The organism is Pseudarthrobacter sp. AG30 (assembly GCF_003116525.1).
Taxonomy (GTDB): Bacteria; Actinomycetota; Actinomycetes; order Actinomycetales; family Micrococcaceae; genus Arthrobacter.
Genome location: NZ_QEHL01000002.1, coordinates 140,409 through 165,544, shown reverse-complemented (window position 1 = coordinate 165,544; position 25,136 = coordinate 140,409). Strand labels below are relative to the sequence as shown.

General features: G+C 67.4%; 22 protein-coding genes, 2 tRNA genes and 1 pseudogene. 8 read left to right on the top strand and 17 right to left on the bottom strand.

Annotated features, from left to right (window positions below):
• Window positions 1-76 precede the first annotated feature (76 nt).
• Both asd and DC347_RS02455 read left to right on the top strand, forming a co-directional pair.
• Window positions 77-1,219 (top strand): aspartate-semialdehyde dehydrogenase, encoded by a 1,143-nt coding sequence (asd, locus tag DC347_RS02460; protein WP_109044342.1) that lies wholly within the window; start codon window positions 77-79, stop codon window positions 1,217-1,219.
• Between the two features lie 30 nt (window positions 1,220-1,249).
• Complete coding sequence (locus DC347_RS02455) at window positions 1,250-2,410, top strand: cation:proton antiporter (RefSeq protein ID WP_018760501.1); 1,161 nt, start codon at window positions 1,250-1,252, stop codon at window positions 2,408-2,410.
• Here the strand turns inward: DC347_RS02455 and DC347_RS02450 are convergent.
• Both DC347_RS02450 and DC347_RS02445 read right to left on the bottom strand, forming a co-directional pair.
• Window positions 2,407-3,507, bottom strand: coding sequence for a winged helix DNA-binding domain-containing protein (locus tag DC347_RS02450; protein WP_109044341.1), 1,101 nt, complete (start codon window positions 3,505-3,507; stop codon window positions 2,407-2,409). The genes DC347_RS02455 and DC347_RS02450 overlap by 4 nt on opposite strands.
• A 48-nt stretch (window positions 3,508-3,555) precedes the next feature.
• The gene (locus DC347_RS02445; RefSeq protein WP_109044340.1) at window positions 3,556-4,623 is read right to left on the bottom strand and encodes a UDP-N-acetylmuramate dehydrogenase; all 1,068 of its coding nucleotides are present in this window, start codon (window positions 4,621-4,623) and stop codon (window positions 3,556-3,558) included.
• Window positions 4,624-4,808: 185 nt separating this feature from the next.
• On the opposite strand from DC347_RS02445, the gene DC347_RS02440 reads away from it, so the two are divergent.
• Window positions 4,809-5,789, top strand: a complete 981-nt coding sequence (locus DC347_RS02440) for a serine protease (protein ID WP_109044339.1) — start codon at window positions 4,809-4,811, stop codon at window positions 5,787-5,789.
• 108 nt (window positions 5,790-5,897) lie between these two features.
• Here DC347_RS02440 and DC347_RS02435 read toward each other — a convergent pair whose 3' ends face one another.
• From DC347_RS02435 to DC347_RS02405, 7 genes are all read right to left on the bottom strand, one after another.
• Window positions 5,898-6,335, bottom strand: coding sequence for a MaoC family dehydratase (locus DC347_RS02435; protein WP_109044338.1), 438 nt, complete (start codon window positions 6,333-6,335; stop codon window positions 5,898-5,900).
• Window positions 6,336-6,337: 2 nt separating this feature from the next.
• Window positions 6,338-6,799, bottom strand: coding sequence for a MaoC family dehydratase N-terminal domain-containing protein (locus tag DC347_RS02430; protein ID WP_018760506.1), 462 nt, complete (start codon window positions 6,797-6,799; stop codon window positions 6,338-6,340).
• Window positions 6,800-6,851: 52 nt separating this feature from the next.
• A complete protein-coding gene (locus tag DC347_RS02425; RefSeq protein ID WP_018760507.1) occupies window positions 6,852-7,076 on the bottom strand; it encodes a DUF3188 domain-containing protein in 225 nt (74 codons plus the stop codon).
• Window positions 7,077-7,119: 43 nt separating this feature from the next.
• Entirely contained in the window at window positions 7,120-8,079 is a 960-nt protein-coding gene (locus DC347_RS02420; protein ID WP_109044337.1) for a DUF2797 domain-containing protein, read from the bottom strand.
• Between the two features lie 28 nt (window positions 8,080-8,107).
• Window positions 8,108-8,971 (bottom strand): CoA ester lyase, encoded by an 864-nt coding sequence (locus DC347_RS02415; protein ID WP_018760509.1) that lies wholly within the window; start codon window positions 8,969-8,971, stop codon window positions 8,108-8,110.
• 155 nt (window positions 8,972-9,126) lie between these two features.
• Window positions 9,127-10,068 carry an aldo/keto reductase family oxidoreductase gene (locus DC347_RS02410; RefSeq protein ID WP_109044336.1) on the bottom strand — a complete coding sequence of 314 codons (942 nt, stop codon included), beginning with the start codon at window positions 10,066-10,068 and terminating at the stop codon, window positions 9,127-9,129.
• Between the two features lie 31 nt (window positions 10,069-10,099).
• Window positions 10,100-11,812, bottom strand: a complete 1,713-nt coding sequence (locus DC347_RS02405) for a glycoside hydrolase family 13 protein (RefSeq protein WP_109044335.1) — start codon at window positions 11,810-11,812, stop codon at window positions 10,100-10,102.
• 96 nt (window positions 11,813-11,908) lie between these two features.
• On the opposite strand from DC347_RS02405, the gene DC347_RS02400 reads away from it, so the two are divergent.
• The gene (locus tag DC347_RS02400; protein ID WP_109044334.1) at window positions 11,909-13,117 is read left to right on the top strand and encodes an ROK family transcriptional regulator; all 1,209 of its coding nucleotides are present in this window, start codon (window positions 11,909-11,911) and stop codon (window positions 13,115-13,117) included.
• Here the strand turns inward: DC347_RS02400 and DC347_RS02395 are convergent.
• The 8 genes and pseudogenes from DC347_RS02395 to DC347_RS02360 all read right to left on the bottom strand — a co-directional run bounded on the left by DC347_RS02395 (window position 13,118) and on the right by DC347_RS02360 (window position 20,511).
• Window positions 13,118-14,690 (bottom strand): annotated as a pseudogene (locus tag DC347_RS02395) (Na+/H+ antiporter).
• 18 nt (window positions 14,691-14,708) lie between these two features.
• The gene (locus DC347_RS02390) at window positions 14,709-15,365 is read right to left on the bottom strand and encodes an SDR family oxidoreductase (protein ID WP_018760514.1); all 657 of its coding nucleotides are present in this window, start codon (window positions 15,363-15,365) and stop codon (window positions 14,709-14,711) included.
• Window positions 15,366-15,381: 16 nt separating this feature from the next.
• Window positions 15,382-15,939 (bottom strand): dihydrofolate reductase family protein, encoded by a 558-nt coding sequence (locus tag DC347_RS02385; RefSeq protein WP_109044333.1) that lies wholly within the window; start codon window positions 15,937-15,939, stop codon window positions 15,382-15,384.
• 22 nt (window positions 15,940-15,961) lie between these two features.
• Window positions 15,962-16,771, bottom strand: coding sequence for a membrane protein insertase YidC (gene yidC, locus DC347_RS02380; RefSeq protein WP_109044332.1), 810 nt, complete (start codon window positions 16,769-16,771; stop codon window positions 15,962-15,964).
• A gap of 81 nt (window positions 16,772-16,852) precedes the next feature.
• Window positions 16,853-16,926: transfer RNA gene (locus tag DC347_RS02375), tRNA-Met, on the bottom strand.
• Between the two features lie 61 nt (window positions 16,927-16,987).
• Window positions 16,988-17,059: transfer RNA gene (locus DC347_RS02370), tRNA-Thr, on the bottom strand.
• Window positions 17,060-17,354: 295 nt separating this feature from the next.
• On the bottom strand, window positions 17,355-19,448 hold the full coding sequence (locus tag DC347_RS02365) for a DEAD/DEAH box helicase (RefSeq protein WP_109044331.1): 2,094 nt from the start codon (window positions 19,446-19,448) through the stop codon (window positions 17,355-17,357).
• 409 nt (window positions 19,449-19,857) lie between these two features.
• Window positions 19,858-20,511 carry an MOSC domain-containing protein gene (locus DC347_RS02360; protein ID WP_109044330.1) on the bottom strand — a complete coding sequence of 218 codons (654 nt, stop codon included), beginning with the start codon at window positions 20,509-20,511 and terminating at the stop codon, window positions 19,858-19,860.
• Window positions 20,512-20,645: 134 nt separating this feature from the next.
• On the opposite strand from DC347_RS02360, the gene DC347_RS02355 reads away from it, so the two are divergent.
• Genes DC347_RS02355 through DC347_RS02340 form a run of 4 tightly spaced genes read left to right on the top strand, consistent with a single transcriptional unit; the run spans window position 20,646 to window position 25,133 of the window.
• Complete coding sequence (locus DC347_RS02355; RefSeq protein ID WP_109044329.1) at window positions 20,646-21,239, top strand: Tat pathway signal protein; 594 nt, start codon at window positions 20,646-20,648, stop codon at window positions 21,237-21,239.
• A 3-nt stretch (window positions 21,240-21,242) separates the two neighbouring features.
• Entirely contained in the window at window positions 21,243-22,454 is a 1,212-nt protein-coding gene (locus DC347_RS02350) for a glutathionylspermidine synthase family protein (protein ID WP_109044328.1), read from the top strand.
• Between the two features lie 13 nt (window positions 22,455-22,467).
• On the top strand, window positions 22,468-23,961 hold the full coding sequence (locus tag DC347_RS02345) for an APC family permease (protein ID WP_109044327.1): 1,494 nt from the start codon (window positions 22,468-22,470) through the stop codon (window positions 23,959-23,961).
• A 38-nt stretch (window positions 23,962-23,999) separates the two neighbouring features.
• On the top strand, window positions 24,000-25,133 hold the full coding sequence (locus DC347_RS02340) for an acyl-CoA dehydrogenase family protein (protein ID WP_240617681.1): 1,134 nt from the start codon (window positions 24,000-24,002) through the stop codon (window positions 25,131-25,133).
• The last annotated feature ends 3 nt before the right edge of the window (window positions 25,134-25,136 follow it).

Genomic DNA, 25,136 nt, shown 5'->3' with positions numbered 1-25,136 from the left:
ACCTCGACGGGGAGGGCCCGGCCGGGCGTGACGTAACCGACTGCGCCCGGCTGGTTCCGAAGTCTAAACTGGTCGAATGACTACAGCAGCTACCCCTTCCGTCGGCCTGGTCGGATGGCGCGGCATGGTCGGCTCCGTCCTCATGCAGCGCATGCAGGACGAGGACGACTTCGCCAACATCAACCCGGTGTTCTTCTCCACCTCCAACGCCGGAGGTGCCGCGCCGTCGATTGCCGGAACAGCAGGAGGCAGCGCCGGCAAGCTCGAGAACGCGTTCGACGTCGACACGCTGGCCAAGCTGCCCATTATCGTCACCGCCCAGGGCGGTGACTACACCAAGCAGGTCCACGGCGAACTGCGCAGCCGTGGCTGGGACGGCCTTTGGATCGACGCCGCTTCCACCCTGCGCATGAGCGACGACTCCATCATTGTCCTGGACCCCATCAACCGCGACGTCATCGACAAGGGCCTGGTCAACGGCACCAAGGACTTCATTGGCGGCAACTGCACCGTGTCCTGCATGCTCATGGGCCTGGGCGGCCTGTTCAAGAACGGGCTGGTGGAGTGGGGCACCTCCATGACCTACCAGGCTGCCTCCGGCGGCGGAGCCCGGCACATGCGTGAATTGCTCAGCCAGTTCGGCACGCTCAACGCCGAGGTGAGCACGGAGCTGGACGACCCCGCATCGGCCATCCTGGACATCGACCGCAAGGTCCTCGCCCACCAGCGCACGGACATCGACGCCACCCAGTTCGGCGTCCCCCTGGCCGGCTCCCTGATCCCCTGGATCGACGCTGACCTGGGCAACGGGCAGTCCAAGGAAGAGTGGAAGGCCGGGGTTGAAACCAACAAGATCCTGGGCACCTCCGACGAAAACCGGGTGATCATGGACGGGCTCTGCGTCCGTATCGGCGCCATGCGTTCCCACTCCCAGGCACTGACCCTCAAGCTCCGCGAGGACCTGTCCGTGGCCGAGATCGAGAAGCTGCTGGACGAGGACAACCAGTGGGCCAAGGTGGTTCCCAACACCAAGGAAGCCTCCATGGCGGACCTGACCCCCGTCGCCGCCTCCGGAACCCTGGACATCCCGGTGGGCCGCATCCGCAAGATGGAAATGGGCCCGCAGTACATCAGCGCCTTCACCGTGGGCGACCAGCTCCTCTGGGGGGCCGCTGAGCCGCTGCGCCGCATGCTCAACATCGCCACCGGCAACCTGTAACAGCCGGCCCGGCCGCCGCGCAGGCAGATCATGGCATTCCTGGTCCTCGCCCTGATCACCGTGGTTGCCATGGCCGGCCCGTTGCTGGCGCTGCCTGCCAAATGGCGGGTTCCAGTGGTGGCCGGCGAACTGTTCGCCGGCGTCGCCATTGGCCGTAGCGGGCTGAACCTGGTCGACGCCTCCGACCCCACGCTGCGGCTCCTGTCCGACGTCGGCTTTGCGCTGCTGATGTTTGTCGTCGGTACCCATGTGCCCGTCAGGGACGCCAGGATCCGGGCAGCCCTCGGCCACGGTGCGGTGCAGGCCGGGGTGGCTGCGGTCCTGGCTGCCGCCACCGGCGTTGCCGTGGCGGCGGCCTTCGGTACCGGCCATGCCCCGCTCTACGCGGTCCTGCTCGCTTCCTCCTCGGCGGCGATGGTCCTGCCGATCGTTGACTCCCTGGGCCTCAGCGGCCCTCCCGTGCTGGCCATGACGGCACAGGTGGCCATCGCCGATGTCGCCTGCATCGTGGCGCTCCCCCTTGCCCTGGACCCCGTGAACGCCGGCCGGGCCGCGGTAGGCTCCCTCGCCGTCGCGCTTTGCTCAGTGGTGCTGTTCCTGCTGCTGCGGCGCGCCGAGCAGTCAGGCGCCCGGGCCAGGCTGCATAGACTGTCGGAAAACCGGAGGTTCGCCCTGGAACTCCGGATCCAATTGGCAATCCTCTTCGCCCTGGCCGGACTGGCCGTGCTGAACAACGTATCCATCATGTTGGCCGGCTTCGCCTTCGGCCTGGTGGTGGCGGCCGTGGGTGAGCCCCGGCGCCTTGCCCACCAGTTGTTCGCGGTCAGCGACGGGTTCCTGGGCCCTGTCTTCTTTGTGTGCCTGGGCGCCTCACTGAACCTAAGCGAGCTGGCGGCGCACCCTGGCATGATCCTGCTGGGACTGTGCCTCGGTGGCGGATCACTGCTCATCCATGTGGTCCTCCGCCTGCTGGGCGTGCCGGCCATCCTCGGCGTCCTGTCCGCTGCCCAGCTTGGCATCCCGGTGGCCGCGGCCAGCATCGGAACCCGGACGGGAGTCCTGCTGCCCGGGGAGGGCGCCGCAGTGCTGCTCGGGGCCTTGGTCACGATCGCCGCGAGTGCCTTTGCAGGGCAGCGTGCCGCCCGGCGGTGGACGCCACCGGCAGCTGCGAAGCCGCTTCCGACAACCTAGCGGGCCAGGAACTCCAGATACTCCCGCGCGGCCTTGGCAAGCGCTCTTTGGGCTGCCGGGCCGAACGCCGCGGCTGCGTCGAACATTTCGGGAACGACGACGGCGCTCCGGCCGGTGCCCCGGACCCTCCAGGTGCCAGCCACCATTCCCGCGGCCACCAGGGTCTTCTTGAAGACGCCGTTGCCGCCCGGAACGATCAGGTCGAAGTGCTCCGGCGCCAGGACGGGCGTGCGGTCAGTGTAGCCGAGGACGAACTCGTCGAACCCGGGCAGCAGGTGCACGGACCGGGCGCCCGGCAGGCCGGTATCGATGAGGGACGCCGTCTCGGGCGACATCCAGTATGTGGTCCCCTCCCATTCCAGCTGAGCGAGTTGCGCACTGACCTCCATGAGCGCGGACCTCACCTCGGTCAGCGGCAGCTGCGTCCACCAGGCGAAGTCCCGGAGCGTGGCCGGGCCGTGGCTGCGGAGGTAGCGCAGCAGGAATTCCGCCAGTGCCTCCTCCCGGTCCAGGCGGCGGGACGAGGGTATCCACTGGTCGAACGCGGCGATCAGCTGCTGGTTCCCGGCCAGGGGGCCCAGCACCAGCCAGCCGTGCCGGCAGAGCGAGCCCAGGAGGTGGACGCCCCGCTGCCCTTGGGTCGGCTGGCCGCCAGCGTCGAATTCCCGGAACAATTCCGGGCGGCTGATGGGGCCATCCGCCAGGATCCGGTCAAGGGCGATGTCCCGCGCCTTCTCAACGTCCGCCCACGCAATGTCCAGCTGGCGGTGCCGGGCAGCGATGCTACGGGTGAGCCGCTCGGCCGTTAGGTCGAGCATCCAGCGCAGGTCTTCGGGGGCCACCAGATGAAGCGTTCCGCGCATCGGCCAGGACCGCACCACCGCGCCGGTGTTGATGGCGGCACGCACGTCCGTGAGTCCGGCACCCGGCACCCGCACTCCCACCGCCCACAGGGCTGCGGGCAGGTCCTGCGCCTGCAAGGCTGTCATCCACCGGACCAGTTCCGGCACCGTGCCGCCTCCGCCCGCAAGCCGTTGCGACGCGAGCCGCAGCCTGCCTATCATCCTGCGGTCGCGCAGGGCACCTCGTGCAGCCATGGCCCCATCCTAGGCCGGGGACGGCTGCCCGGAGCTACACCCGGTCCCTTAGAGTTCCAGTCCGATAAGCAGCGGCTCGGGGTGCAGCAGGATCCCAAAACGGCGTTCGACGCCGGTGCGCACCTCCCGCGCCACGGCCACCATGTCCGCCGCGCTGGCTGAGCCGCGGTTGGTGACGGCGAGCGTGTGCTTGGTGGACAGGGAGGCGCGGCCCGCGGATACGCTTCCCGGTTCCAGCCCGAACCCCTTGCCGAACCCGGCCTGGTCAATCAGCCACGCTGCCGAGAGTTTCACCAGTCCGTCCCCTCCTGCCGGATAGCGGGGAGCCGATTCGGGCAGCGTGTCGGCCACGTCCGCCGGGACGATGGGGTTGGTGAAGAACGACCCGGTGGAATAGGTATCCCTGTCGGCGGCGTCCCACACCATCCCCTTGGAGGCGCGCAGGCGCAGCACTTCCCGGCGGACGTCATTGGCGTAAGCGCGCTTGCCCACCTCGACGCCGAGGGAGCGGGCCAGCTCGGTGTACCGGATGGGCGCGCTCATGCGGCCCAGCGGCAGCTGGAATTCAACAGTGAGGACAACGTACCGGGGGGAACCGTCAACGGTGGTCCGCTTCAGGATGGAGTCACGGTAGCCGAATTCAAGTTCGGAATTGGTAAACGTCTGCACCGCGTTCCGTTCCCGGTCCCAGGTGCGGACGGCGGCGATGGTCTGGGATACCTCGGCACCGTACGCTCCCACATTTTGGACGGGCGTGGCCCCGGTGGAGCCAGGGATACCGGACAAGGCCTCTATCCCCGACCAGGCATGGCGAACGGCGTACTCCACCAACCGGTCCCAATTGTGGCCTGCCTGCACCACGACGGCCACGCCGCCGCACGAGTCCTCCGCATTCACGGTGAAGCCCTCCGAGGCGATCTTGACCACGGTCCCGGGGTACCCGTCGTCGGACACCAGGAGGTTGGAGCCGCCGCTGATGATCAGGACCTGCTCGCCGGCGGCATCCGCCGACCTGACGGCGTCGATAATCTCGCCCTCGGTCCGGGCCTCGATGAAGGTGCCGGCGGGGCCGCCGACGGCGGACGTGGTCAGCTGGGAAAGCTTGGTGGCAGTCACCCGTCAACAATACTAGGGAACGCCCAAGGTGCCCCGGCCAAGCGCCGCCGTGCAAGGAGTAACAGAATCAACAATTAACTAACAAGCTCAGTGTTGAATATTTACAAAGTTGTCATATGTGCGTATTTTCGAGCCAGCGGATCACAGACCTGGGTCCGCTTTCCCCGATACCGCATAGGACTGCTATGACCATTACCAGGACTCTGGCCACGAGCCTCATGAGCCTATCGACAGCCGCAGTGTTCGCTTTCTCCTCGGCCGGCGGCGCAACAGCGGCACCCTCCGCCCCCGGGAACGACGCAACTCCCGGGATCAGCAGCACCAGGACAACCGGTGACGCCGCGGACTACTGGACGCCGGAGCGGATGCGGGCAGCCGTCCCGGGCGATGCGCTCGCCAAGAAGGCACTGCAGCGGCAAAAGGGCAATGCTGCCCCGCTGGGGGAAACGCCCAGTAATGGCACCGAAACCAAAATCAAGGGATCGGATCCAACGGTCCAGCCGATGGCGAACGCCAGCGAAAGCCCCGTCCCGCATATCGGCAAGGTGTTCTTCACCCTGGGCGGAACCGACTATGTGTGCTCGGCCAACTCGGTGGCCGCCGCGAACCGGAGCACTGTGTCCACTGCGGGCCACTGCATCAACGAGGGCCCCGGCGCCTTCGCCACCCGGTTCACGTTCGTCCCCGCCTACCTCAACGGATCAGCCCCGTACGGCAAGTGGACGGCCCGTGCCCTCTACGCCCCCACCCAGTGGAGCTCCTCGGGCAACATGCAGTACGACACCGGTTTCGCCGTCATGTCGCCGCTGAACGGCCGCAACCTCGCGGACGTCGTGGGCGCCTCCGGGGTCCGGTTCAATGCCGCCCGCGGCCTCGCCTACAAGGCATTCGGCTACCCGGCCGCGCCGCCTTTCAACGGCGAATCCCTCAAGAGCTGCTCGGGGACGGCCACCAACGATCCCTATAACCCGCAGTTCAACACCCAAGGCATCCCGTGCAACATGACCGGCGGTTCGTCGGGCGGTCCCTGGTTCATTGGCACCTCCGCGGGCGGTTACCAGAACTCGGTCAACAGCTATGGCTACGGCAGCAACTCCACCACCATGTACGGCCCGTATTGGGGCTCGGTCATCCAGTCGGCCTACAACGCCGCCGCCGCTTCCTGACACACACGTGCCAAAAAGGTTGAGGGAGGATGCCCGCGGGGCGTCCTCCCTCAACCGCATTAGACAGCCGCACCCGTGAAAACGGCCGGGCTGGATGCCAGCGCCCGGTCAGGCCAGCTTGACCAGTGCCTGGGCCTTCATCAACACCTTCTGCCCCGCGGCCACAACCGTGAGGTCAATCCGTGCGGTGTTGGCCTCGGCATCGAGCTTTCCGATGGTGCCGCTGACCTCCACGGTGGCGCCGGGTTCCGTGGTGCCTGTGGTATCGGTGACCAGGACGGGCTTGGTGAAGCGGGTCTGGAAATCGACGACGGCGGCAGGGTCGCCCGCCCAATCGGTGACCAGCTGGACGGCAGAGCCCATGGTGAACATGCCATGCGCGATGACACCGGGCAGTTCCACGCTGGTGGCGAAAGCCTCGTTCCAGTGGATGGGGTTGAAGTCCCCGGAGGCGCCGGCATATTTGACCAGGTCCGTGCGGGTCACCTCGATGGTGCGGTTGCCGATGTCCTGGCCGGGGCTGAGTTCAGTGAGGCTGGGGCGCATGGTTACTGTCCCTCTCCGCGGACCAGGATGGATGATGTGGTGGTGGTGACCTGCTCGCGGGAATCCCCGTCGCCGAGGGCAAAGATCTCTGAGCGGGTGGTGATCATGGCGCCGCCGCCCATGGCCCGGACACCGTCGACGTGCAGCTCCGCGACGAGGCGGTCTCCGGCCACGATGGCGCGGTGGTGGGTGAACCGCTGGTCGGCGTGGACCACGCGGGAGAAGTCGATTCCGGCTTCCGGATCCTCAATGAGCTGGGCATCGGCCCGCTGGGCGATGATGATGGCGAACGTGGGTGGGGCCACGAGATCGCGGTGGCCCAACGCCTTTGCTGCCTCAACGTCGAAGTGTGCAGCGTGCGTGGCCTTCACGGCGCGGGCGAACTCGCGGATTTTCTCCCGGCCAACGTCGTACACCTCTGCGGCAGGGTAGCTGCGGCCCTGCAGGTCCGGATTGATAGTCATGGATTCCAGCCTATCCTCAGCGCGTTGGCGGCAGGAAACGTGCGCCGAAACGCTACCGGCGGAGGTTCTTCCGGATGGACTGGCCGCGGACCACCATGCCGACGACGTGCAGCACCAGGCCCAGCCCGATCAGGGGCAGGGAAGCCATGGCCAGGCCCTGGTTGCCGCCGGTGTTGCCGATGAGGTTGAGGACAATGCCGACGGCAATCAGTCCCATCGCGCTGAAGACCAGGACTTTGTAGCGGGTTGGCGCGGTGGCCCAGAATTCGTTCAGCACCGTCCAAGTCTACCGAGCCCGGGGGCCCGGCAAACCCGGCGGGTCAGAACAGGGCTTCCTGAAGTGCCGGCACTGGTGAGGCGTACTCCCCCAGCACGATGGTCCTGGCGGCCAGTTGGGACAGGTTGACCACGAACCCGGCGTCCGTGCCGTCCAGCCGGGCCAGGGCGTTCGCTCCGCTCAGGGACGCGACGTCGAAGCCGTGGCACCCCCGGTCCAATGCGTGCGGGTACGCGTGGCGTGGCCCGGCCGCATGGAGGGCCCCGGCATGCACCGGCCGTACCCACTGCTCCGACACGGCGTCGAAGCCCTCGACGGCGGTGCGGGCCAGCAGGGCCCGCACCTGACCCGCGGCGCGGGCGTTGACGGCCGTCAATTCGGCGGCCGGAAGGGGGTACAACAGGGCCTCGGCCTTGGCCGCGGACCGGACCTGCTGGGTCAGGCCGGCCTGCTCCGTCACCAGGTCCTCAAGGACACGCACCACCTTTCCGTCCCGTGCCCTGGCGACGTAGGTTGCCGCCGCGGCTCCCTGTTCGGCCAGCCGGTTCCACTTTCGCGGTCCGGAGGCCGTTCCCACCTTCGTGGTGCCGCCTGCGAAGGTGGCCACATACAGCCAGTGTTCCTGCATCAGGTAGTCCCGCAAGCCGGGCGTGACCCGGCCGCCACGATGGAAATCATGCATCAGCCGGGACTCGTCCAGCACGAAGCACCGCTCGCACTGTTTTCCGCGGGCTGCGGCCGCCGCCGAGGCGCAAGGGATATGGTCCCGCCGCGTTGACGAGTGAACCACCGTATGCCCCAGGCAGGATTTCCCGGTAAGGGCCACCTCGAAGCCCAGGCGTGCCCGCGGCGTGAGGCTGAGCTCCCGGAAGTCCCCGTCCGGTGACTGCAGGCGCAAAACCGGGCTGCCGGCGTCGTGCGCTGCTGTGGACGCCTGCGCCGCCGGGGAGGCGGGCACCCCATCCCAAAAGACCCCGTGGACCAGATAGGGGGTATCGGTCAACGGGGTCTCCTGCGGGAACGGGGCGGCGTTAAAGGGCCGGCTGGACCCCGAAGGCTACGGCGAGCTTCATGATCTTCTCGGCGCGGCCCAGGCGGGGCAGGTCGGAGCCGTCACGGATGACGCGGCCGTTGGCTTCGAAGTCGTTCATGAAGTCGGTGGCCCAGGCGACGTCGGACGGGGTGGGGCTGATGACCTCGTTGATCACCGGGGTCTGGTCGATCGCCAGACAGAGCTTGCCGGTCATGCCCATCATCACCGTGATGCCGGTCTGTTCGCGCAGGATGGGGTGGTTGGTGCCCACGGTGGGGCCGTCAATGGGGCCCGGCAGGTTGCCCACCCGGCTGGCGACCACCAGCTTGGCGCGGGGGTAGGCCATGGCCTCCGGGGTGGCGGCCATGCCGGTATCGCGGCGGAAGTCGCCGGAACCGAACGCCAGCCGGAACGCGCCCTGTGCCTTGGCGATGTTGTTGGCTTCCTCGATGCCGACCGCCGATTCCACCAGCGGGATCACGGGGGTCTTGCCGTCCATGCGGTGAAAGCTCTCGGTCACCTGGTCAGCCGACTCGGTCTTGGCGAGCATGACCCCCAGCAGGCCCGGGGTGCCGCGCAGGCCCGCGAGGTCATCGGCCCAGAACGGGCTGGTGGCGTCGTTGATCCGGACCCAGGCCTGGCCGCCGGCGGTCAGCCAGTCCACCACATTGGCCCTGGCCTGGTCCTTCTGCGACGGGTCCACGGCATCTTCAATATCCAGGATGATCGAATCGGCCCGGGACACGGCCGACTGGTCGAAGAGCTCCGGCTTCATGGCATTGACGAGGAGCCACGAACGGGCGATCTCTGCGGGGATATTGCGTTCCGGCCTTACGGTTTCGGCGGCGATGGTAGACGTCATGGTTTCTACAGTATCCGCCCGGGAAGCGGCACGGCGAAGAAAACGGCCGGCTTGTGAGGATCAATACGAACTAAACGCGTTATGACCGGATACGGAAGCGGCGGGCGCCCTGATGACCATGCATCGGGACGCCCGCCGCCACCGCTGCGGAACGGTCAGGGGATGTTGCTGCCGCGCGCCGTCACCCAGAGCCGGTACCAGTCGGCCCGGGTCATGGCACCGGCCACCCTCTCCGCATCCGCACAGGCGAGGATGCGTTCGGGGTTTGCCGTCCCGATCACCGGCGCGATTCCGGATGGGTGCTTCATCAGCCAGCCCAGCAGGACCGCCTCGCCGGTGGTCCCGTACTGCACCGCGAGTTCCGCAACAAGTTCTGCGGTGGCGGCCTCTGCAGAGGCGGGGCTTTCCAGCTCCGCCCCGGTGTAGGCGCCGCGGGCGAGGGACCCGTACGCCTGCAGGGTGATGTTGTTGCGGGCGCAGTACTCCAGCGTGCCGTGCGGGAAGCTGTACTCCAGGTGCTCCGGGTGGTTGACCAGGACCTGGCTTTCCAGCCATGCCCGCTTGAGCAGGCTCATCTCAAGCTGGTTGGCCACCACCGGCGTCTCCAGCCGGTCCTGCAAAGCCTCGATCTGGGCGGCGGACATGTTGGATACGCCCAACTGCCGGACCTTGCCTTCGGCCATCAGCTGCCCGACGGCGGACGCGACCTCCGCCGGGTCCGCCAGCGGATCCGGGCGGTGCAGCAGCAGGACGTCCACGAAGTCCGTCCGAAGCCTCCCGAGGCTGCCGTTGACCCGCTCCAGGATGCCTTCCCGGCTGAGGTCGTAGTGGGTCTGCAGGCCGCGTTCATTGAGCCGGATGCCGCACTTGGTCTGCAGCCGGATCCGCTCCCGCAGGCCCGGGGTGGCCGCCAGCACCTCGCCGAAAACTGCTTCCGACTTGCCCCGCCGGTAGATGTCCGCGTGATCGAACAGGGTGATCCCGGCGTCCATCGCCGCCTGGACGGCGGCAGCGGCCTGGTCCACATGCTTGGCTTCATGCGGCTCGTCAGACCAGCTGCCGCCCAGTCCCATGCACCCGTAGATGAGTTCCTGCATCAGGGGCACCCGGTCCCACGGCTGCCGTGCATCAGCGCAGCCACGCGGTGGTGTTCGCCGGCAGCTTGCCATCCTCCAGCGGCGAGCTGCTGACCAGCACTTCACCGGCGGGAAGGTCCACAGCCGTGGTCCCGAAGTTGGTCACCGACTGCCAGCCGTTGGGGCGCTTGAAGTGCAGCACATCCGGTGCGCCGGACTCGATCCACTCCAACTCTTCACCCGTGAGCAGTTCCCGGCGCAGCTTCAGGGCCTTGCGGTAGAGCTCCAGGGTGGAGCCGTCGGTGCCGTCCTGTGCCTCGACGGCGTACTTGCTGAACCAGTCCGGCTGCGGCAGGTGCGAGCCGCCGTCACCAAAGCCGAACGAGGTTCCCTCAACCTTCCACGGCAGCGGCACGCGGCAGCCGTCGCGGCCGATTTCCACGCCCTTGTTGCGGAAGTAGGACGGATCCTGGCGTTCCGATTCCGGGATGTCAGCCACTTCCTGCAGGCCCAGTTCCTCGCCCTGGTAGAGGTAGGCGGAGCCGGGAACTGCGAGCATCAGCAAGGTGGCGGCACGGGCCCGGCGTTCGCCGAGTTCCACGTCCAACTGGTCCTGTGGTCCGCCGGCGAGCAGCCAGTCCTTGCCGTCCTGGCCCTTGGCACCGGCCTTCTCCTTGGCCACCTGCGGCAGGCCGTAACGGGTGGCGTGCCTGACGACGTCGTGGTTGGAGAACACCCAGGTGGAGGAGGCACCGGTGGCAGCGGCCTCGGCAAGGTTGCGGGTGATGATCTCCTTGTACTCGGCGGCGTCGAAGTCGGCCTGCAGCAGGTCGAAGTTGAACGCCTGGCCCAGTCCCTGCGGACTGGCGTAGCGGGCGCGCCGGGTGGCGTGCACCCAGGCTTCGGCCACGGCGGTGCGCGGCGGGTTGTACTCGTTGAACACCTCACGCCATTCGGCGTAGATTTCGTGGACTTCGTCGCGGTCCCAGAACGGGTGCGAGCCGTCGTCGAATCCGTCCACACCGGTGTTGGCCGCGCTCAGTTCCAGCTTGGACAGCAGGGGCTCGGTGAGGTCCTTGGTCAGCGCGTGCGCCACGTCGACACGGAAGCCGTCCACGCCGCGGTCGGACCAGAAGCGCAGGGTCTTCAGGAAGTCGTCGCGGATCTCGCGGTTGGACCAGTTCAGGTCCGGCTGCTCCTTGGCGAAGATGTGCATGTACCACTGGCCGGGCGTGCCGTCCGGTTCGGTGATCCGCTCCCAGGCCGGTCCGCCGAACACCGAGTCCCAGTCCGACGGCGGGAACTCCCCGTTGGGGCCCTTGCCGTCGCGGAAGATGTAGCGGTCGCGGGCCGGGGATCCCTTGGGTGCGGCCAGCGCCTCCTGGAACCACCGGTGCCGGTTGGAGGAGTGGTTGGGGACGATGTCGGCGATCAGCTTGATGCCGGCGTCGTGAAGGGCCTTGGCCATCTCGTCGAAGTCCGCCAGCGTTCCGAGCTTGGGGTCGACGTCGCGGTAGTCGTCCACGTCGTAGCCGCCGTCAGCGAGCGCGGAGGGGTAGAACGGGCTCAGCCAGACGGCGTCGATTCCCAGCGATTTCAGGTACGGCACCTTGGCGGTGATGCCCTTCAGGTCACCGATGCCGTCGCCGTTGGAATCCGCGAAGCTGCGCGGGTAGATCTGGTAGACGGAAGCCTGGCGCCACCAGTTGGGGTCGGCAAGGCGGTCGGAGTCGGACAGGGTTGCCAGCGTGGCGGTGGTGGACAAGGAACGGTCCTTTTCGTCGGTGCGGGTATATTTATATTGAATCTAAATTTACTTCCCCAAGTATTATCTGGTGCATTGTGCAGGAAGGTCAACAGCATGCCTGAGCTGGTTCCGGCGACTCCCCAACTGCTGCGGCGGGTCAGCGCCGGCGCGGTCCTTGAGTTCATGCGCTCCGCTGCGGCAGTGACCGTCACGGACGTCATGGCAGCCACCGGCCTGACCCGCGCCACCACCATTGCCGTCTGCGAGGATTTGGTCCGGCGGGGCTGGATCCTGGAGCGGGAGAACCAGCGCGAGTTCGGGGGCTACCAGAAGGGCCGGCCTGCCCGCCGGTTCGAACTCAACGACCGCGCCGGCGTAGTGCTGGGCATGGACATCGGATACGCCAAGGTCACCGTGGCGGTCTCGGACCTTCGGGGCACAACCATTGGACGCGCCAGCCAGCCGTTCCAGGCCAGCGAGGTGGGATCCGCGGAACGCATTGCGTTCATTGATGGCGTTGCCACGGCCGCACTGCGCTCCGCCGCAGCGGCACCGGACCAGGTCCTGGCGGTCTGCGCCGGCGTGGCCGCGCCGGTGGACCGGCACGGGGAGGTGCTGGCAACGCAGGAATTCTGGGGCCTGTTCGATCTGGGACTGCGGCCGGCTTTGAAGGAGGCCCGGGGGTGGACTGTCCTGCTCGAGAACGACGCCAACCTGGCCGCTCTGGGCGAGCGGTGGCTGGGCTCGGCCGCCGGGATCGATGACGTCGTGGTGATCCTTGCGAGCGAACGGCTGGGATCCGGAATCGTGGAAGGGGGCCGGCTGGTTCACGGCAACCGCGGCAGCGCCGGCGAGCTCGCCTACCTGGATTTGGTGGACGGGGTGGGCGACACCTACGGGATCGCCCACCTGGCCCGGACCTGGGCCGCGGAAGCCCTGGCCGGGTCCGCCCCCACCGCACTCAGGGCCTTCCAGCCGGGCCGGGTCGAGGCCGAGCAGGTGTTCTCGGCCGCCGCGGACGGTGACGCCGTGGCCCGGGACATCCTGGACCGGCTGGCGGACAGGATGGCCCGGGTGGTGGGGACCGTGGCCACCTTGCTCAATCCGGAGCTCGTGGTGATCGGCGGCGGCGTGGCCAATTCCGCGGACGTGCTGCTGGGCCCCATCACCGCACGGCTAAAGAACTTTACCGCCACCCCCGCGCGGGTGTCCGTCTCCCCGCTGGGGGACTCGATCGTGACGGTGGGTGCGGTGCGCTGCGCCCTGGACTACGTGGAGAAGCATTCGCTCGACCTTGAGTTGGCTCTGCCGGCGCAGGCGTAGCTATTCCGGCATGATCATGGTGCGCAGGTCCAGTTGCCGCAGCACCCGGTCCGCCACCTCCGGATCCATGTCCGGTTCGTTGCGGGCCGCCACCACTTCCTGCCGCGCGGCATCCAACGCAATCGTCTGGACCGCGACGGCTCAGTTCCCGCCCGCGCTTCCGTTTATCCGCCAAGGGCTCATCCGGCAGGTTGCCGCCCGCCAGCTCGACCTGCAGGCGGCGCATCCGCTCCTTGACCAGGGCCACCTTTTCCTGCGGCAGGTCCTTCATCAGGTGGTGCTGCTTCAGGGCCGCGACGGCGGCGGCCTGGGCGCGAGCGGCGAGTACCCGGACGGCGTCGCGTTCGGCCGTCCCGTCCTCGGAGGCTTTCAGGACGCGCATCAGCCACGGCAGCGTCAGGCCGGGAAGGACCAGCGTGGCCAGCAGCACCGCACAGGCAATCACCAGCAGGTAGTCCCGGCCGGGGAACGGCGCACCGTCTGCCAGGGTCAGGGGCAGTGCCAGGGCCAGTGCCAGGGTGGCGAGCCCGCGCATCCCGCACCACGTCAGGATGAGGACTTCCTTCCACGACGTGGGCTGGAGGACGTTCTTGCGCTTCCGGGCACCCGCGGCGAGGATGGCCAGCCACAGGAACCGGACAGCGAAGACCAGGATGCACACCACGGCGGCCACACCGGTCATGCCAAAAATATCGGCACCCTCATCCCGGATGACGTGCCGGATCTCCAGCCCCACCAGGCCGAAGGCCAGCCCCGTGACCAGCAGTTCCACCACGTCCCAGAAGGCGTTCCGCGTGACGCGCTCGGCGGCGTCCTGGGGGCGGGCGTGGCGCTGCATCTCGAGTGCGGTGACCACGACGGCGATCACACCGGATGCGTGCACCTCCTCCGCCAGGATGTAGGCGGCGAACGGCACCACCAGGGTCACTGCGCTCCGGGCGACCATGGACGTGACCAGCCTGGTGACCAGGGCGATGACCCACCCCATGGCGACACCGACCACCACGGCAAGCGCGGCGCCCAGGAGGAAGTTCAGGACGACGTCGGACCCCACCTTGGTGCCGCCCACGGCGGCGGCGACGGCCGCCTGGAAAATGACGATGGCGGCCGCGTCATTGAACAGGCCTTCGCTCTGCAGCACGGTAATCATGCGCCGCGGCATGTGCACCCGGCCGGCCACGGACTCCACCGCCACGGGATCCGGAGGGGCCACCATGGCGCCGAGCGCGATGGCGGCTGGAACTCCGATGCCGGGAATCATCAGCCAGGCTGCTCCGGCCACCGCAGCGGTACTGATCACCACCAGGGCCACGGCCAGCATGATCAACGTGCGCCAGCGGACCCGGAACACCGCCCACGAGCTGCGCTGGGCGGTTGCGAACAGCAGCGGCGGCAGGAAGATGGGAAGAATCAGCTCGGGTGGAATCTCGAGATCCGGAAATCCTGGAATGAACGTCAACGCCACGGCCAGGAGCAGCATCAGGACCGGGTATGGCAGCCTCAACCGGTCGCCCAATCCGACGGCCACCACCGTGGCAAGCAGCAGGCCAATGATGAGGGCGAGCTGATCCATCCGGCTTCTGCCCGGCGCCTAGGCGCGCGGTCCCAGGGCGGCGGAGACCGGAAGGGTGCCGTCGCGGAACTCGATGGTCCGCCCAGCGGTCTGGGGCAGGTCCAGCACCGCCGCCGCAACGATCGCCGTGTTGGACCGCGATGTGTCGCGGTCCCCGTCAGGTGACGGGTCGACGTCGATCAGGCCGGTTCCGGGCTTGTCAGTCAAGGCACCCGGGCCCAGGATGGTCCACTCCAGCGCGGTACCGCGCAGGTACTCGTCCGCGGCGGCCTTGGCCTCCGCATAGGCGAAGAAGCTGTTGCTTTCGGGGACCCCGTGGTCCTTGCCTGCGCCGAAGTAGGACACCATGACGTAGCGGTTGACGCCCGCCTGGCCGGCGGCGTCGATGGAGCGGATGGCAGCGTCCCGGTCAACGGCGTAGGTCCGGTCAGGGTTGCCGCCGCCGGCACCCGCGGACCAGACCACGGCGTCATGGCCCTGGAGTGCGCCGGCGATGTCCGCCGTGGTGGCATTCTCGACGTCCAGGACCACCGGCGTGGCGCCGGTCTCCTGAACGTCCGCTGCATGGTCGGGATTCCTGATGAACGAGGTGACGCTGTGGCCCTCCCCGGTCAGGAGGGCGGACAGGAGGAGGGCCACTTTCCCGTGGCCGCCAATGATGGCGATGCGTGTCATGCCCCCATTCTGCCTGCTAGGTCAGACATCTGTAACGCAGGTACACCGTGCCCGCCTCGAAGCGGCGCTCATCGACGAGCTCCAGCCCGGACTCCAGGCCGTCCGGCAGGAAACGCAGGCCGCCACCCACGGCCACCGGGGTGATGAACAGCCGGTACTCGTCCACGAGGCCGGCATTCAGGGCGTGCGCCGCGAGCGTGGGCCCGCCAATGGCGATGTCCTTGCCGCTGGCGGACTTCAGGCTGCGCACATCCTCCGGCCGGAACTGGCGTTCCACCCGGGTCCTGGGTGTCGCCGCGGCGTCAAGAGTCGTCGAGTACACCACCTTGTCCGCCCCCTTCCAGATCCGCGCATAGTCCTGGATCACGGCCGGTTCATCCGATGTGTCCCACGTTTCCCAGGCCGACATGACCTCATACATCCTGCGGCCGAAAAGGTACGTACCCACCTCCCGTTCGAGGTCGTTAATGAAGGCATGGACTTCCTCGTCGGGGGCGGACCAGGAAAAGTTGCCGTCCCGGCCCGCGGTGTAGCCGTCGAGGGACATGATTCCGGAATAGATCAGCTGCGCCATGGGCCCATTCTGCACGTGGAACTCATGCAGGCCCAGGACTTCGTGCCACCAGGTACTGCTGCCCCAAAGTCCAGAGGTTGGAGACGGTCCAGTAGGCCAGCACGCCGATGGGGAAGAAAATGCCGCCCACGCCAAAAACCAGCGGCAGCACATACAGCAGGATCTTCTGCTGCCGGACCAGCGGGCTCCCCGGGTCCTGCGTGCCCATGGCCCGTGCAGCCACGAGCCTCTGGGTCAGGAACTGGCATCCGATCATCAACAGGATCATGGCGACAGCGAGCACGGCCACGGTGGCGGGATCGCCCCCGCCGTGAACCAGGGACGCGGACAGGGGTGCCCCGAAAATGCTGGCCGAGTCGAATTGGGCCACCTGCGCCGGGCCCATGGCGCCGATGCCGGTCCCCTGCTGCGAGGCGTTTGAGACCCCTGACAGGACCTGGAACAGGGCCAGGAAGAACGGCGCCTGGATCAGCAGGGGCAGGCACGCGGAGAAGGGATTGGTGCCGTGCTTCCGGTACAGGGCCATCTGCTCCTGGGCCATGGCCTGCCGTGAAGCCTGGTCTGTCCTGCCCTTGTACCTGTCCTGCAGTTCCTTCAGGTCCGGCTGCAGGCGGCTCATCCTGCGCTGGGCCCGGACCTGGGCCAGGAACACCGGAATAAGGGCGGCACGGATCACCAGGACCAGGCCCACGATGGCCAGGGTCCACGTTAGGCCGGCCGCCGGAGGCATTCCCGCCGAACTGAGCCCGTCGTGGAAAGCCACCATGATGACGGACACCAGCCACCGGAACGGCTCCAGGACCGCAGCAACAACATCCACCGAATCACCCATCCGCCAGTCGCTGCAAAGCTACTGCCGATCCGGGAAACAGAAAAGCCCCCGGATCCTTGCGGACTCCGGGGGCTTAGCCTGTAGCGGTGGGGAGGCTCGATCTCCCGACCTCACGATTATGAGTCGTGCGCTCTAACCAACTGAGCTACACCGCCACGAATGAGAAAAACCTGCGTCAAGCCGGTCAAAACCGCCTTGACGCAGGCCCTCATTCAGAGCCCCCCACCGGAATCGATCCGGTGACCTCGTTCTTACCAAGAACGCGCTCTACCACTGAGCTAGGGGGGCAACGAGTAAATACTCTACCGGAAGATTTCCGCACCAACAAATCGGCGCCTGGAGCCCCTCCCGGACGGTTGGACAGGCTCTTTGGAGGTCCGCGAAAGGTTGTTTTTCCCCGGATTTCCGGGGCTGCAGGGGCAAAGGGCAGCAAGGAGGACGACGGCGGCAGCGGTCTTTTCGGGCCCTCTGCCCAGCGCTCCGGGGCACGAATGTGGCGAGTCCCACACCCGTGCGCTTAAACGCCGATGGGCCGGCTCGAAAGCCGGCCCATCGCCGTCGTCAATTCCTCAACGCGGGGCGTTTACCACTTGCCCTTGCGGTTGAAGTCGCGGTGTCCGCTGTCGCCGCCGTGGCGGGGCTTGCGGGAGCCGTCGCCGTGGCCACCGAAGCGCGAGTCGCCGGCCTGGCCCCGGTCGCTGAAGGACCGCTCCGACCGCTCGGTGTAAGAACGTCCGCCGCGCTCAGCAGAGGACCGTTCGCCGTCGTTCTTCCGGAATTCCTTCTTGAACCCGCCGTTGCCCTTGAAGTTGCCTCCGCGGTTGCCCTGGTAGCTGGGACGGTCGCCGGAAGGCCTGCGGCCGTTGTCCAGCTCGAGGTGGATCAGCTCGCCACCGATCCGGGTACGGGACAAGGCGCGCAGCTGCTCGGGGCTCAGGTCTGCGGGCAGCTCCACCAGGGAGTGGTCCGAGCGGATGTCGATCCCGCCGATCTGCGCGGACGAGATGCCGCCTTCGTTGGCAATGGCGCCCACGATGGAGCCGGGCATGACGCGCTGGCGGCGTCCCACGGCGATCCGGTAGGTGGCATTGCCCTCGGTCAGCGCGCGGGTGGGCCCGCGGGAACCGAAGCCGTCCTTGGAGCGCTCGCGCTTCTGGAATTCAGGAGCGGCGGGCAGCTCCTTGACCAGGAGCGGCTGGCCGCCCTGCGCCATCACGGCAAGGGCCGCAGCGATCTCTGCTGCCGGGACGTTGTGCTCTTCCTCGTAGGAGGCGATGAGGTCGCGGAACGCCGCGACGTCCTCGGAGGCGAGGGTCTCGGTGATGCGCTCGGCGAACTTGCCCAGGCGCAGCGTGTTCACGGTCTCGGCCGTGGGCAGGTGCATCTGTTCCACCGGCTGGCGGGTGGCCTTTTCGATGGAACGCAGCAGGTACTTCTCCCGCGGCGTCATGAACAGGATCGCTTCGCCGGAACGGCCGGCACGGCCGGTGCGGCCGATGCGGTGCACGTAGGACTCGGTGTCATGCGGGATGTCGTAGTTGATGACGTGGCTGATCCGCTCGACGTCAAGGCCACGGGCGGCGACGTCGGTGGCCACCAGGATGTCGATCCGGCCTTCCTTCAGCGCGTCAACGGTGCGCTCGCGCTGCTGCTGCGGGATGTCGCCGTTGATGGCGGCAGCCTGGAATCCGCGGGACTTCAGCTTGTCGGCCAGGTCCTCGGTGGCCATCTTGGTCCGCACGAAGGCGATGACGCCGTCGAAGTCTTCGACCTCAAGGATGCGGGTCAGCGCGTCCAGCTTCTGCGGGCCCATGATCTGCAGGTAGCGCTGCCGGGTGTTGGCACCGGTGGTGGTCTTGGACTTGACCTGGACCTCGGCCGGATTGTTGAGGTACTGCTTGGACATCCGGCGGATCTGGCCCGGCATGGTGGCCGAGAACAGCGCCACCTGGCGGTCCTCCGGGGTCTGCTGGAAGATCTGCTCCACGTCTTCGGCGAAGCCCATCCGCAGCATCTCGTCGGCCTCGTCCAGCACCAGGTACTGGAGTTCGGACAGGTCCAGGGAACCCTTGGAGATGTGGTCGATCACGCGGCCGGGGGTACCCACAACCACCTGGGCGCCGCGGCGGAGGCCGGCGAGCTGGGGGCCGTAGGCGGACCCGCCGTAGACCGGCAGCACGGTGAAGTCATCGATGTGCTTGGCGTAGGAGGTGAACGCTTCGGCGACCTGGAGCGCCAGCTCGCGGGTGGGAGCCAGGACCAGGGCCTGGGTCTTCCGGGAGGGGCCGTTGAGGTCGTGGAGTTCGGCCAGGCGGGACAGTGCCGGTACTGCGAATGCTGCAGTCTTACCGGTGCCGGTCTGGGCCAGGCCCACGACGTCGCGGCCTTCAAGCAGCAGCGGGATGGTGGCTGCCTGGATGGGGGACGGCTTTTCGTACCCGACGTCCTGCAGGGCGGCCAGGACGCGGCCATCGATGCCAAGATCGGCGAACTTGACGGTGTTTTCGTCTTCGTCCGCAGCAGGGGTGGCCCCGGCGGGGGCCTCGGCAGCAGGCGCTTCAACAGCGGGGGCCTCGGGAGCAGGCGCTTCAACAGCGGGGGCTGCGGAGGGAGCGGTTACGGGAGCCTCGGCGGCGTCCTCGACAACAGCGGTGGTTTCGTTCTGATTTTCGGGCATAGGGAGATATTCCTCATCCATAGGGGGCCAGGCGGCACAACCCGAGGTGAGCGGAGCCGCAGTACACGTGCCGATGGTGCCGGGCAGACGTTGACCGGCCGGTCACAGAAGTCCGGCGCTTTCGCAATCCCGTGGCAGGACTTCGCGCTGCATCTCTTGGCTGCTATCCCAGCAGTCTGTACAGCGTTTTCTTTAGCCGGCTCTCCCTATGAAAATGCCCGCATCGCTTGCGCGGGCCCCAACACTTGCCAGTCCTGCCTCAAAAATTGGGCAGGAATAAGGGATTTCCGGAGTGGGGGATATTTCAAGTGTAAGGGACGGACACCGCCTGCGGGAAATCAAGGGCCCGACGACGGCGGTGAGCTTGCGCACACGGCCGGGGAACAGCGCGCAACGGGGCTTGTGGCGGCTACTCCCCCAGCCTCCGCATCAGTGCCTCGAACCTGGTGTGGTATTCCTCCTGGAGCCTGATTTCGCCGTCGGCCTCGGCATCGCGGAGGGCCTCGACGGCCTCCGCGTCGGGCGCACTGAACCACCGGCCGATGGTGACTCCATGGCGCGGCACGAATGTTTGGTGGATGTAATCGCCCGCCTGGATGGTGCCGGTGCGGATGACGCGCAGGTAGGCGCCCACCCGCCCTTCCTCGGTGAAGCGCTTCACCCATTGGGGTTCCTTCATCCGGCGTTGGAAGGTGGCGCAAGGGACGCGCGGAGAGGTGACCTCAAGGACGACGTCGGCGCCCACCTGCCAGCGCTCCCCGATCACCGCGTTGGTTGGTTCGATGCCGGAGACCCGCAGGTTCTCCCCAAAGATTCCCGGCGGCAGCTCGCGTCCGAGCGTCCCGGCCCAGAAGTCCGCGTCCGACTGCGAGTAGGCGTAGATGGCCTGGTCCTCGCCGCCGTGGTGGACCCGGTTGGCCTGGATGTCCCCGTGCACGCCCAACTTGTGCACCTTCACGGGACCTTCGGACGGGCGTTTGTCGATCGCGGTGACACCAACGTTTCCCTGGTCTCCCTGGAGCTGGTGGACGCGGCAGACGGCGAGGACAGAAGCTGGTTCCATGGCTTCAGTCTAGGGTTCCTGCCGGTGGTGCCAATCTCGTCAACTCACTGTTGCAGGGACTACGCTGGGTCGAGACTTGCAGGTGGGGGTGCAGTGCTGCGCCCAAATAGTGTTGACAACCGAGGGGGACGGCCGTGGACTCGAACGAAAAAGACCCGAAAGAGGACCCGGAGAAGGCACCTCCGGAGGGAGGCGGAAGCGTCAAGCCGCCGCCTTGGCAGGTCCCCAAGCCGGAGCTGCGCCCCGACCTCCTCAACGAGCCCGTCCCACCAGTGGATCCGTTTGCCCGCGAGCGCGAAAAGCAGCTCAACGCCGCTGCGGCGCGGAAGAAGCGTTCCCAGCGACGGACGGTGGTGGTGGGCCTGGGCGTCACGGCCCTCCTGGCGGGAACCATCACGGCGGTGGTGGCCAGCAACGAGGATGACCCCGAATACGCGCAGGTCTGCTTCAACGACGACACCGGCGAGCGCGTCGAGGACACCAACTGCGACAGCTCCGCCGGCCGCAGCGGCGGCGTCTACGCCTGGTATTTCTACTCCCGCGGTGCCAGCGTTCCGCCGGTGGGCCAGAACAGGTCCACGGCGCCGGCTTACACGCGGACTATCCCCAGCGGGGCAAAGGCCTCCACGGGGTACAGCAGCAAGGGCGGCACGGTCAGCCGCGGCGGGTTTGGTTCCAGCGCCAAGAGCGGCTCGAGTGGCGGCGGCGGCAAGGTCTCGGGAGGCTGAGCGGTGAAGAGACTGACATCCCAACCACGGCCCGGCTGGAAGCAGAAGATCGAAGAGCAGGGCCTGGTCTTCTCCACCACCACCATGGACGACGGACGCCGGATCGAGTACTGGAACGAATCGGCGTATTACGAGTTCAGCATGGACGAGGTGGAGACCCTTGAGGTCGCGGCCGAGGACATGCACCGAATGTGCCTGGAGGCGGCGAAGTTCCTGGCCACCGGGGCCATGGGGAGCATCGGCATCGGCCCCCAGGCCTTGGAGCTGGCGGCTGAATCCCTGCAGGCCGCCGACGTGGACGTCTACGGCCGGTTCGACTTCATCTACGACGGCCGGGGCGGCCCGGCCAAGATGCTCGAATACAACGCCGACACCCCCACCGGACTCATCGAGGCCTCCGTGGCGCAGTGGTTCTGGCTGCAGGACGTGTTCCCGGAGAAGGACCAGTGGAACGGCATCCACGAGGCCCTGATCCGGCAGTGGAAGAAGTTCCAGTACCGCACCGGCATGAGCACCCTCCACGTGGCCCACTCCGAGGTGGAGGAATCCGGCGAGGACTGGATGACCGCCGCGTACATGCGCGACGTCGCCAGCCAGGCGGGATGGACCACCATCGGGATCAACATGTCGGATATCGGTTGGGACCCCAACCTGAACCGGTTCGTGGACCTGGACAACTTCATGATCAGCACCATCTTCAAGCTGTACCCGTGGGAGCTGATGATGAAGGAAGAGTTCGGGCCCCGCCTCCTGGAACGTGCCCATAATCCGCGATGGGTTGAGCCGGCCTGGAAAATGCTGCTCTCCAACAAAGCCCTGCTGGCCGCCTTGTGGCACCTCTACCCGGACCACCCCAACCTGCTGCCCGCGTACCTCACGGACCCGGGGCCGCTGAAGGAATGGGTGGCCAAGCCCCTGCACGGCCGCGAAGGCGACAACATCCGGATCCACGCGGACGGCCTCACCGTGGAACAGCCCGGCGGTTACGGCCGCGAGGGCTGGTGCTACCAGCAGTACCATGCCCTTCCCGACTTCGACGGCAACCGTCCCGTGCTGGGCCTTTGGGTGGTGGACGGCGAATCCGTGGGCTGCGGCATCCGGGAATCCGACGGCCCGGTCACGGACTACTTCTGCCGCTTCGTACCCAACACCATCGACGCACCGGCACCGCTTTCGGCCGTGGCCAACTCCAGCAAGGCAGGTATCGTCCTATGAACCCGGAGACAGCATGAGCACGGATATCACGACGACGGGAGGCCCCGGCAGCGGGCCCGGCGCCCCGGTGCCGGGCAAGGGATTGCGGGCCGGGATCCTGGACCTGGGCGACTCGGTAATGCTGGGGCTGGCCTCCACTGCCCCGGTGTACTCGCTGGCCGCCACCTTGGGCCTGATCGTTGCCGTGAACGGCAACTACACTCCCCTGATCCTGCTGTTGGGATTCGTCCCGGTCCTGTTCATCGCCTACGCCTTCCGCGAGCTCAACAGTGCAATCCCGGACTGCGGCACCACTTTCACCTGGTCCCGCCAGGCTTTCGGCCCGTGGGCGGGCTGGTTGGGCGGCTGGGGAGTGGCACTGGCCGGGATCGTGGTCCTGGCCAACCTTGCCCAGGTGGCCGGCCAGTATGTGTGGCTGCTGGTGGGTGATGGATCGCTTGCGCAGAACAAGGTGGTGGTCACCGCCACGGGCCTGCTGTTCATCGTCCTGATGACCCTGGTGAATTACCGCGGTATCCGGTTGGGCGAGCACGTCCAGCGGGTGCTGACCTATGTCCAGTACATCGCCCTGGGCGTCTTCGCCCTTGCCCTGGTGGCGCGGATCGTGGGCGGCGCCCCGGAGGGCCAGGCCTTCGACTTCGAGTGGTTCAACCCGGCGGGAGCCTTCGCCGATCCCGGAGCCGTGGTGCATGGAACCCTCCTTGCCCTGTTCATCTACTGGGGCTGGGACACCTGCCTTGCCGTGAACGAGGAGACCGAGAACCCCGCCAGTACGCCCGGCCGCGGGGCCGTGATCTCGGCGTTCGTCCTGATGGCGATCTACGTTTCGGTGGCACTGCTGGTGATGATGTACGCCACCGTGGGCTCCGAGGGCATCGGCCTGGGCAACGAGGCAAACAAGGACGATGTCTTCCTCGCCATGAAGGACGTGGTCCTGGGACCCTGGGGCTGGCTGATCGTCGTCGCGGTCCTGGCTTCCGTCCTGTCCTCCACCCAGACCACCATCCTGCCAACGGCCCGCGGCACCCTGTCCATGGGTGTCCACGGGGCCCTTCCGGCGAAATTCGCGGAGGTCCACGAGCGGAACCAGACGCCCGGTTTCTCCACCCAGGTGATGGGCGGGGCGGCTGCTGCCTACTACGTGGCCATGAGCTTCCTGAGCGAGAACCTGCTGGCTGACTCCATCAGCGCCATCAGCCTGTTCATCGCGTTCTACTACGCCCTCACCGGGTACGCCTGCTTCTGGTACTTCCGGACCACCTTGCGGGACTCAGCACGGAACCTCTGGTTCCGCGGCATCCTTCCCCTCCTCGGGGCGGTGCTGCTGACTGCTGCGTTCTTCGTCTCCGCCGTGCAGATGTGGGACCCGGCGTACGGGAATACCCGGATCCTCGGCGTTGGCGGTGCCTTTGTCAGCGGCGTGGTGCTGCTGGCGCTGGGCGTGGTCCTGGCCGCCGTGTGCAGGTTCCTGCCGGCCACCCGAGGCTACTTCGAGGTGAAGCGTTGAGCGCCGGCCCGTCCGATGTCCTGGACCTCGACTCCCTGATGTCAGCAGACGAACTGGAACTCCGCGAGCACATCCGGGACTACACCCGCCAACGGATCAAACCGGATATCGCCCGCTGGTACGAGGACGCGGTGTTCCCGCTGGAACTGGCCACCGAACTCGGCGAGCTGGGCGTCCTGGGGATGCACCTGGAAGGCTATGGCTGCCCGGGCCGGACCGCCGTCGAATACGGACTCGCGGCCATGGAACTGGAAGCGGGCGACTCCGGAATCCGCACGTTCGTGTCCGTCCAGGGTTCGCTGGCCATGACCGCCATCCACACCTGGGGCTCGGAGGAGCAGAAGCAGGAGTGGCTGCCGCGGATGGCCGCCGGCGAGGTGATCGGCTGCTTCGCCCTGACCGAACCCAGCGCTGGTTCAGATCCTGCCGCCATGGCCACCTTCGCCGAGCGGGACGGCAGCGGGGATGACGCCGGGTGGGTGCTGAACGGCGCCAAGCGCTGGATCGGCCTGGCCTCGGTGGCCGGGGTGATGGTGGTCTGGGCCATGACGGACGACGGCGTCCACGGTTTCCTGGTGCCGGCCGGAACCCCCGGCGTGACGGCAACGCCCATCCGGCAGAAGCTGTCCATGCGCGCGTCCATCCAGTGCGACGTGGTGTTCGACGACGTCCGGCTGGGTCCGGAGTCGCTGCTGCCTGCGGCCCGCGGGCTGCGCGGCCCGTTCACCTGCCTGAACGAGGCGCGGTACGGCATCGCCTGGGGCGCGATGGGCGCCGCCCGCGACTCGTACGAGGCCGCGCTGGCCTATTCGCTGGACCGCCTGCAGTTCGGCAAACCGCTGGCCGGCTACCAGCTTACGCAGGAGAAGCTGGTGAACATGCTGCTGGAGATCCAGAAGGGCACCCTCCTGGCACTGCACCTGGGCCGCCTGAAGGACGCCGGGGCCCTCCGGCCGGAGCAGGTTTCGCTGGCCAAGCTGAACAACGTCCGCGAGGCCATCGCCGTGGCGCGCGAAGCCCGGACCATCCTGGGTGGCAACGGCATTACCGGCGACTACTCACCGCTCCGGCACGCCGCGAACCTCGAGTCGGTCCGGACCTACGAAGGCACCGACGAGGTCCACACCCTGATCCTGGGCAGGCATATCACCGGGTTGGGCGCCTTCCACTGACCC

Coding starts and splice junctions, on each gene's coding strand:
- DC347_RS02345 (WP_109044327.1), top strand. CDS start 22,468: ATGAGCACGGATATCACGACGACGGGAGGCCCCGGCAGCGGGCCCGGC.
- DC347_RS02410 (WP_109044336.1), bottom strand. CDS start 10,068: ATGCAGGAACTCATCTACGGGTGCATGGGACTGGGCGGCAGCTGGTCT.
- DC347_RS02385 (WP_109044333.1), bottom strand. CDS start 15,939: ATGGCGCAGCTGATCTATTCCGGAATCATGTCCCTCGACGGCTACACC.
- DC347_RS02365 (WP_109044331.1), bottom strand. CDS start 19,448: ATGCCCGAAAATCAGAACGAAACCACCGCTGTTGTCGAGGACGCCGCC.
- DC347_RS02400 (WP_109044334.1), top strand. CDS start 11,909: ATGCCTGAGCTGGTTCCGGCGACTCCCCAACTGCTGCGGCGGGTCAGC.
- asd (WP_109044342.1), top strand. CDS start 77: ATGACTACAGCAGCTACCCCTTCCGTCGGCCTGGTCGGATGGCGCGGC.
- DC347_RS02360 (WP_109044330.1), bottom strand. CDS start 20,511: ATGGAACCAGCTTCTGTCCTCGCCGTCTGCCGCGTCCACCAGCTCCAG.
- DC347_RS02440 (WP_109044339.1), top strand. CDS start 4,809: ATGACCATTACCAGGACTCTGGCCACGAGCCTCATGAGCCTATCGACA.
- DC347_RS02430 (WP_018760506.1), bottom strand. CDS start 6,799: ATGACTATCAATCCGGACCTGCAGGGCCGCAGCTACCCTGCCGCAGAG.
- DC347_RS02455 (WP_018760501.1), top strand. CDS start 1,250: ATGGCATTCCTGGTCCTCGCCCTGATCACCGTGGTTGCCATGGCCGGC.
- DC347_RS02340 (WP_240617681.1), top strand. CDS start 24,000: ATGTCAGCAGACGAACTGGAACTCCGCGAGCACATCCGGGACTACACC.
- DC347_RS02415 (WP_018760509.1), bottom strand. CDS start 8,971: ATGACGTCTACCATCGCCGCCGAAACCGTAAGGCCGGAACGCAATATC.
- DC347_RS02450 (WP_109044341.1), bottom strand. CDS start 3,507: ATGGCTGCACGAGGTGCCCTGCGCGACCGCAGGATGATAGGCAGGCTG.
- DC347_RS02390 (WP_018760514.1), bottom strand. CDS start 15,365: ATGACACGCATCGCCATCATTGGCGGCCACGGGAAAGTGGCCCTCCTC.
- DC347_RS02435 (WP_109044338.1), bottom strand. CDS start 6,335: ATGCGCCCCAGCCTCACTGAACTCAGCCCCGGCCAGGACATCGGCAAC.
- yidC (WP_109044332.1), bottom strand. CDS start 16,771: ATGGGTGATTCGGTGGATGTTGTTGCTGCGGTCCTGGAGCCGTTCCGG.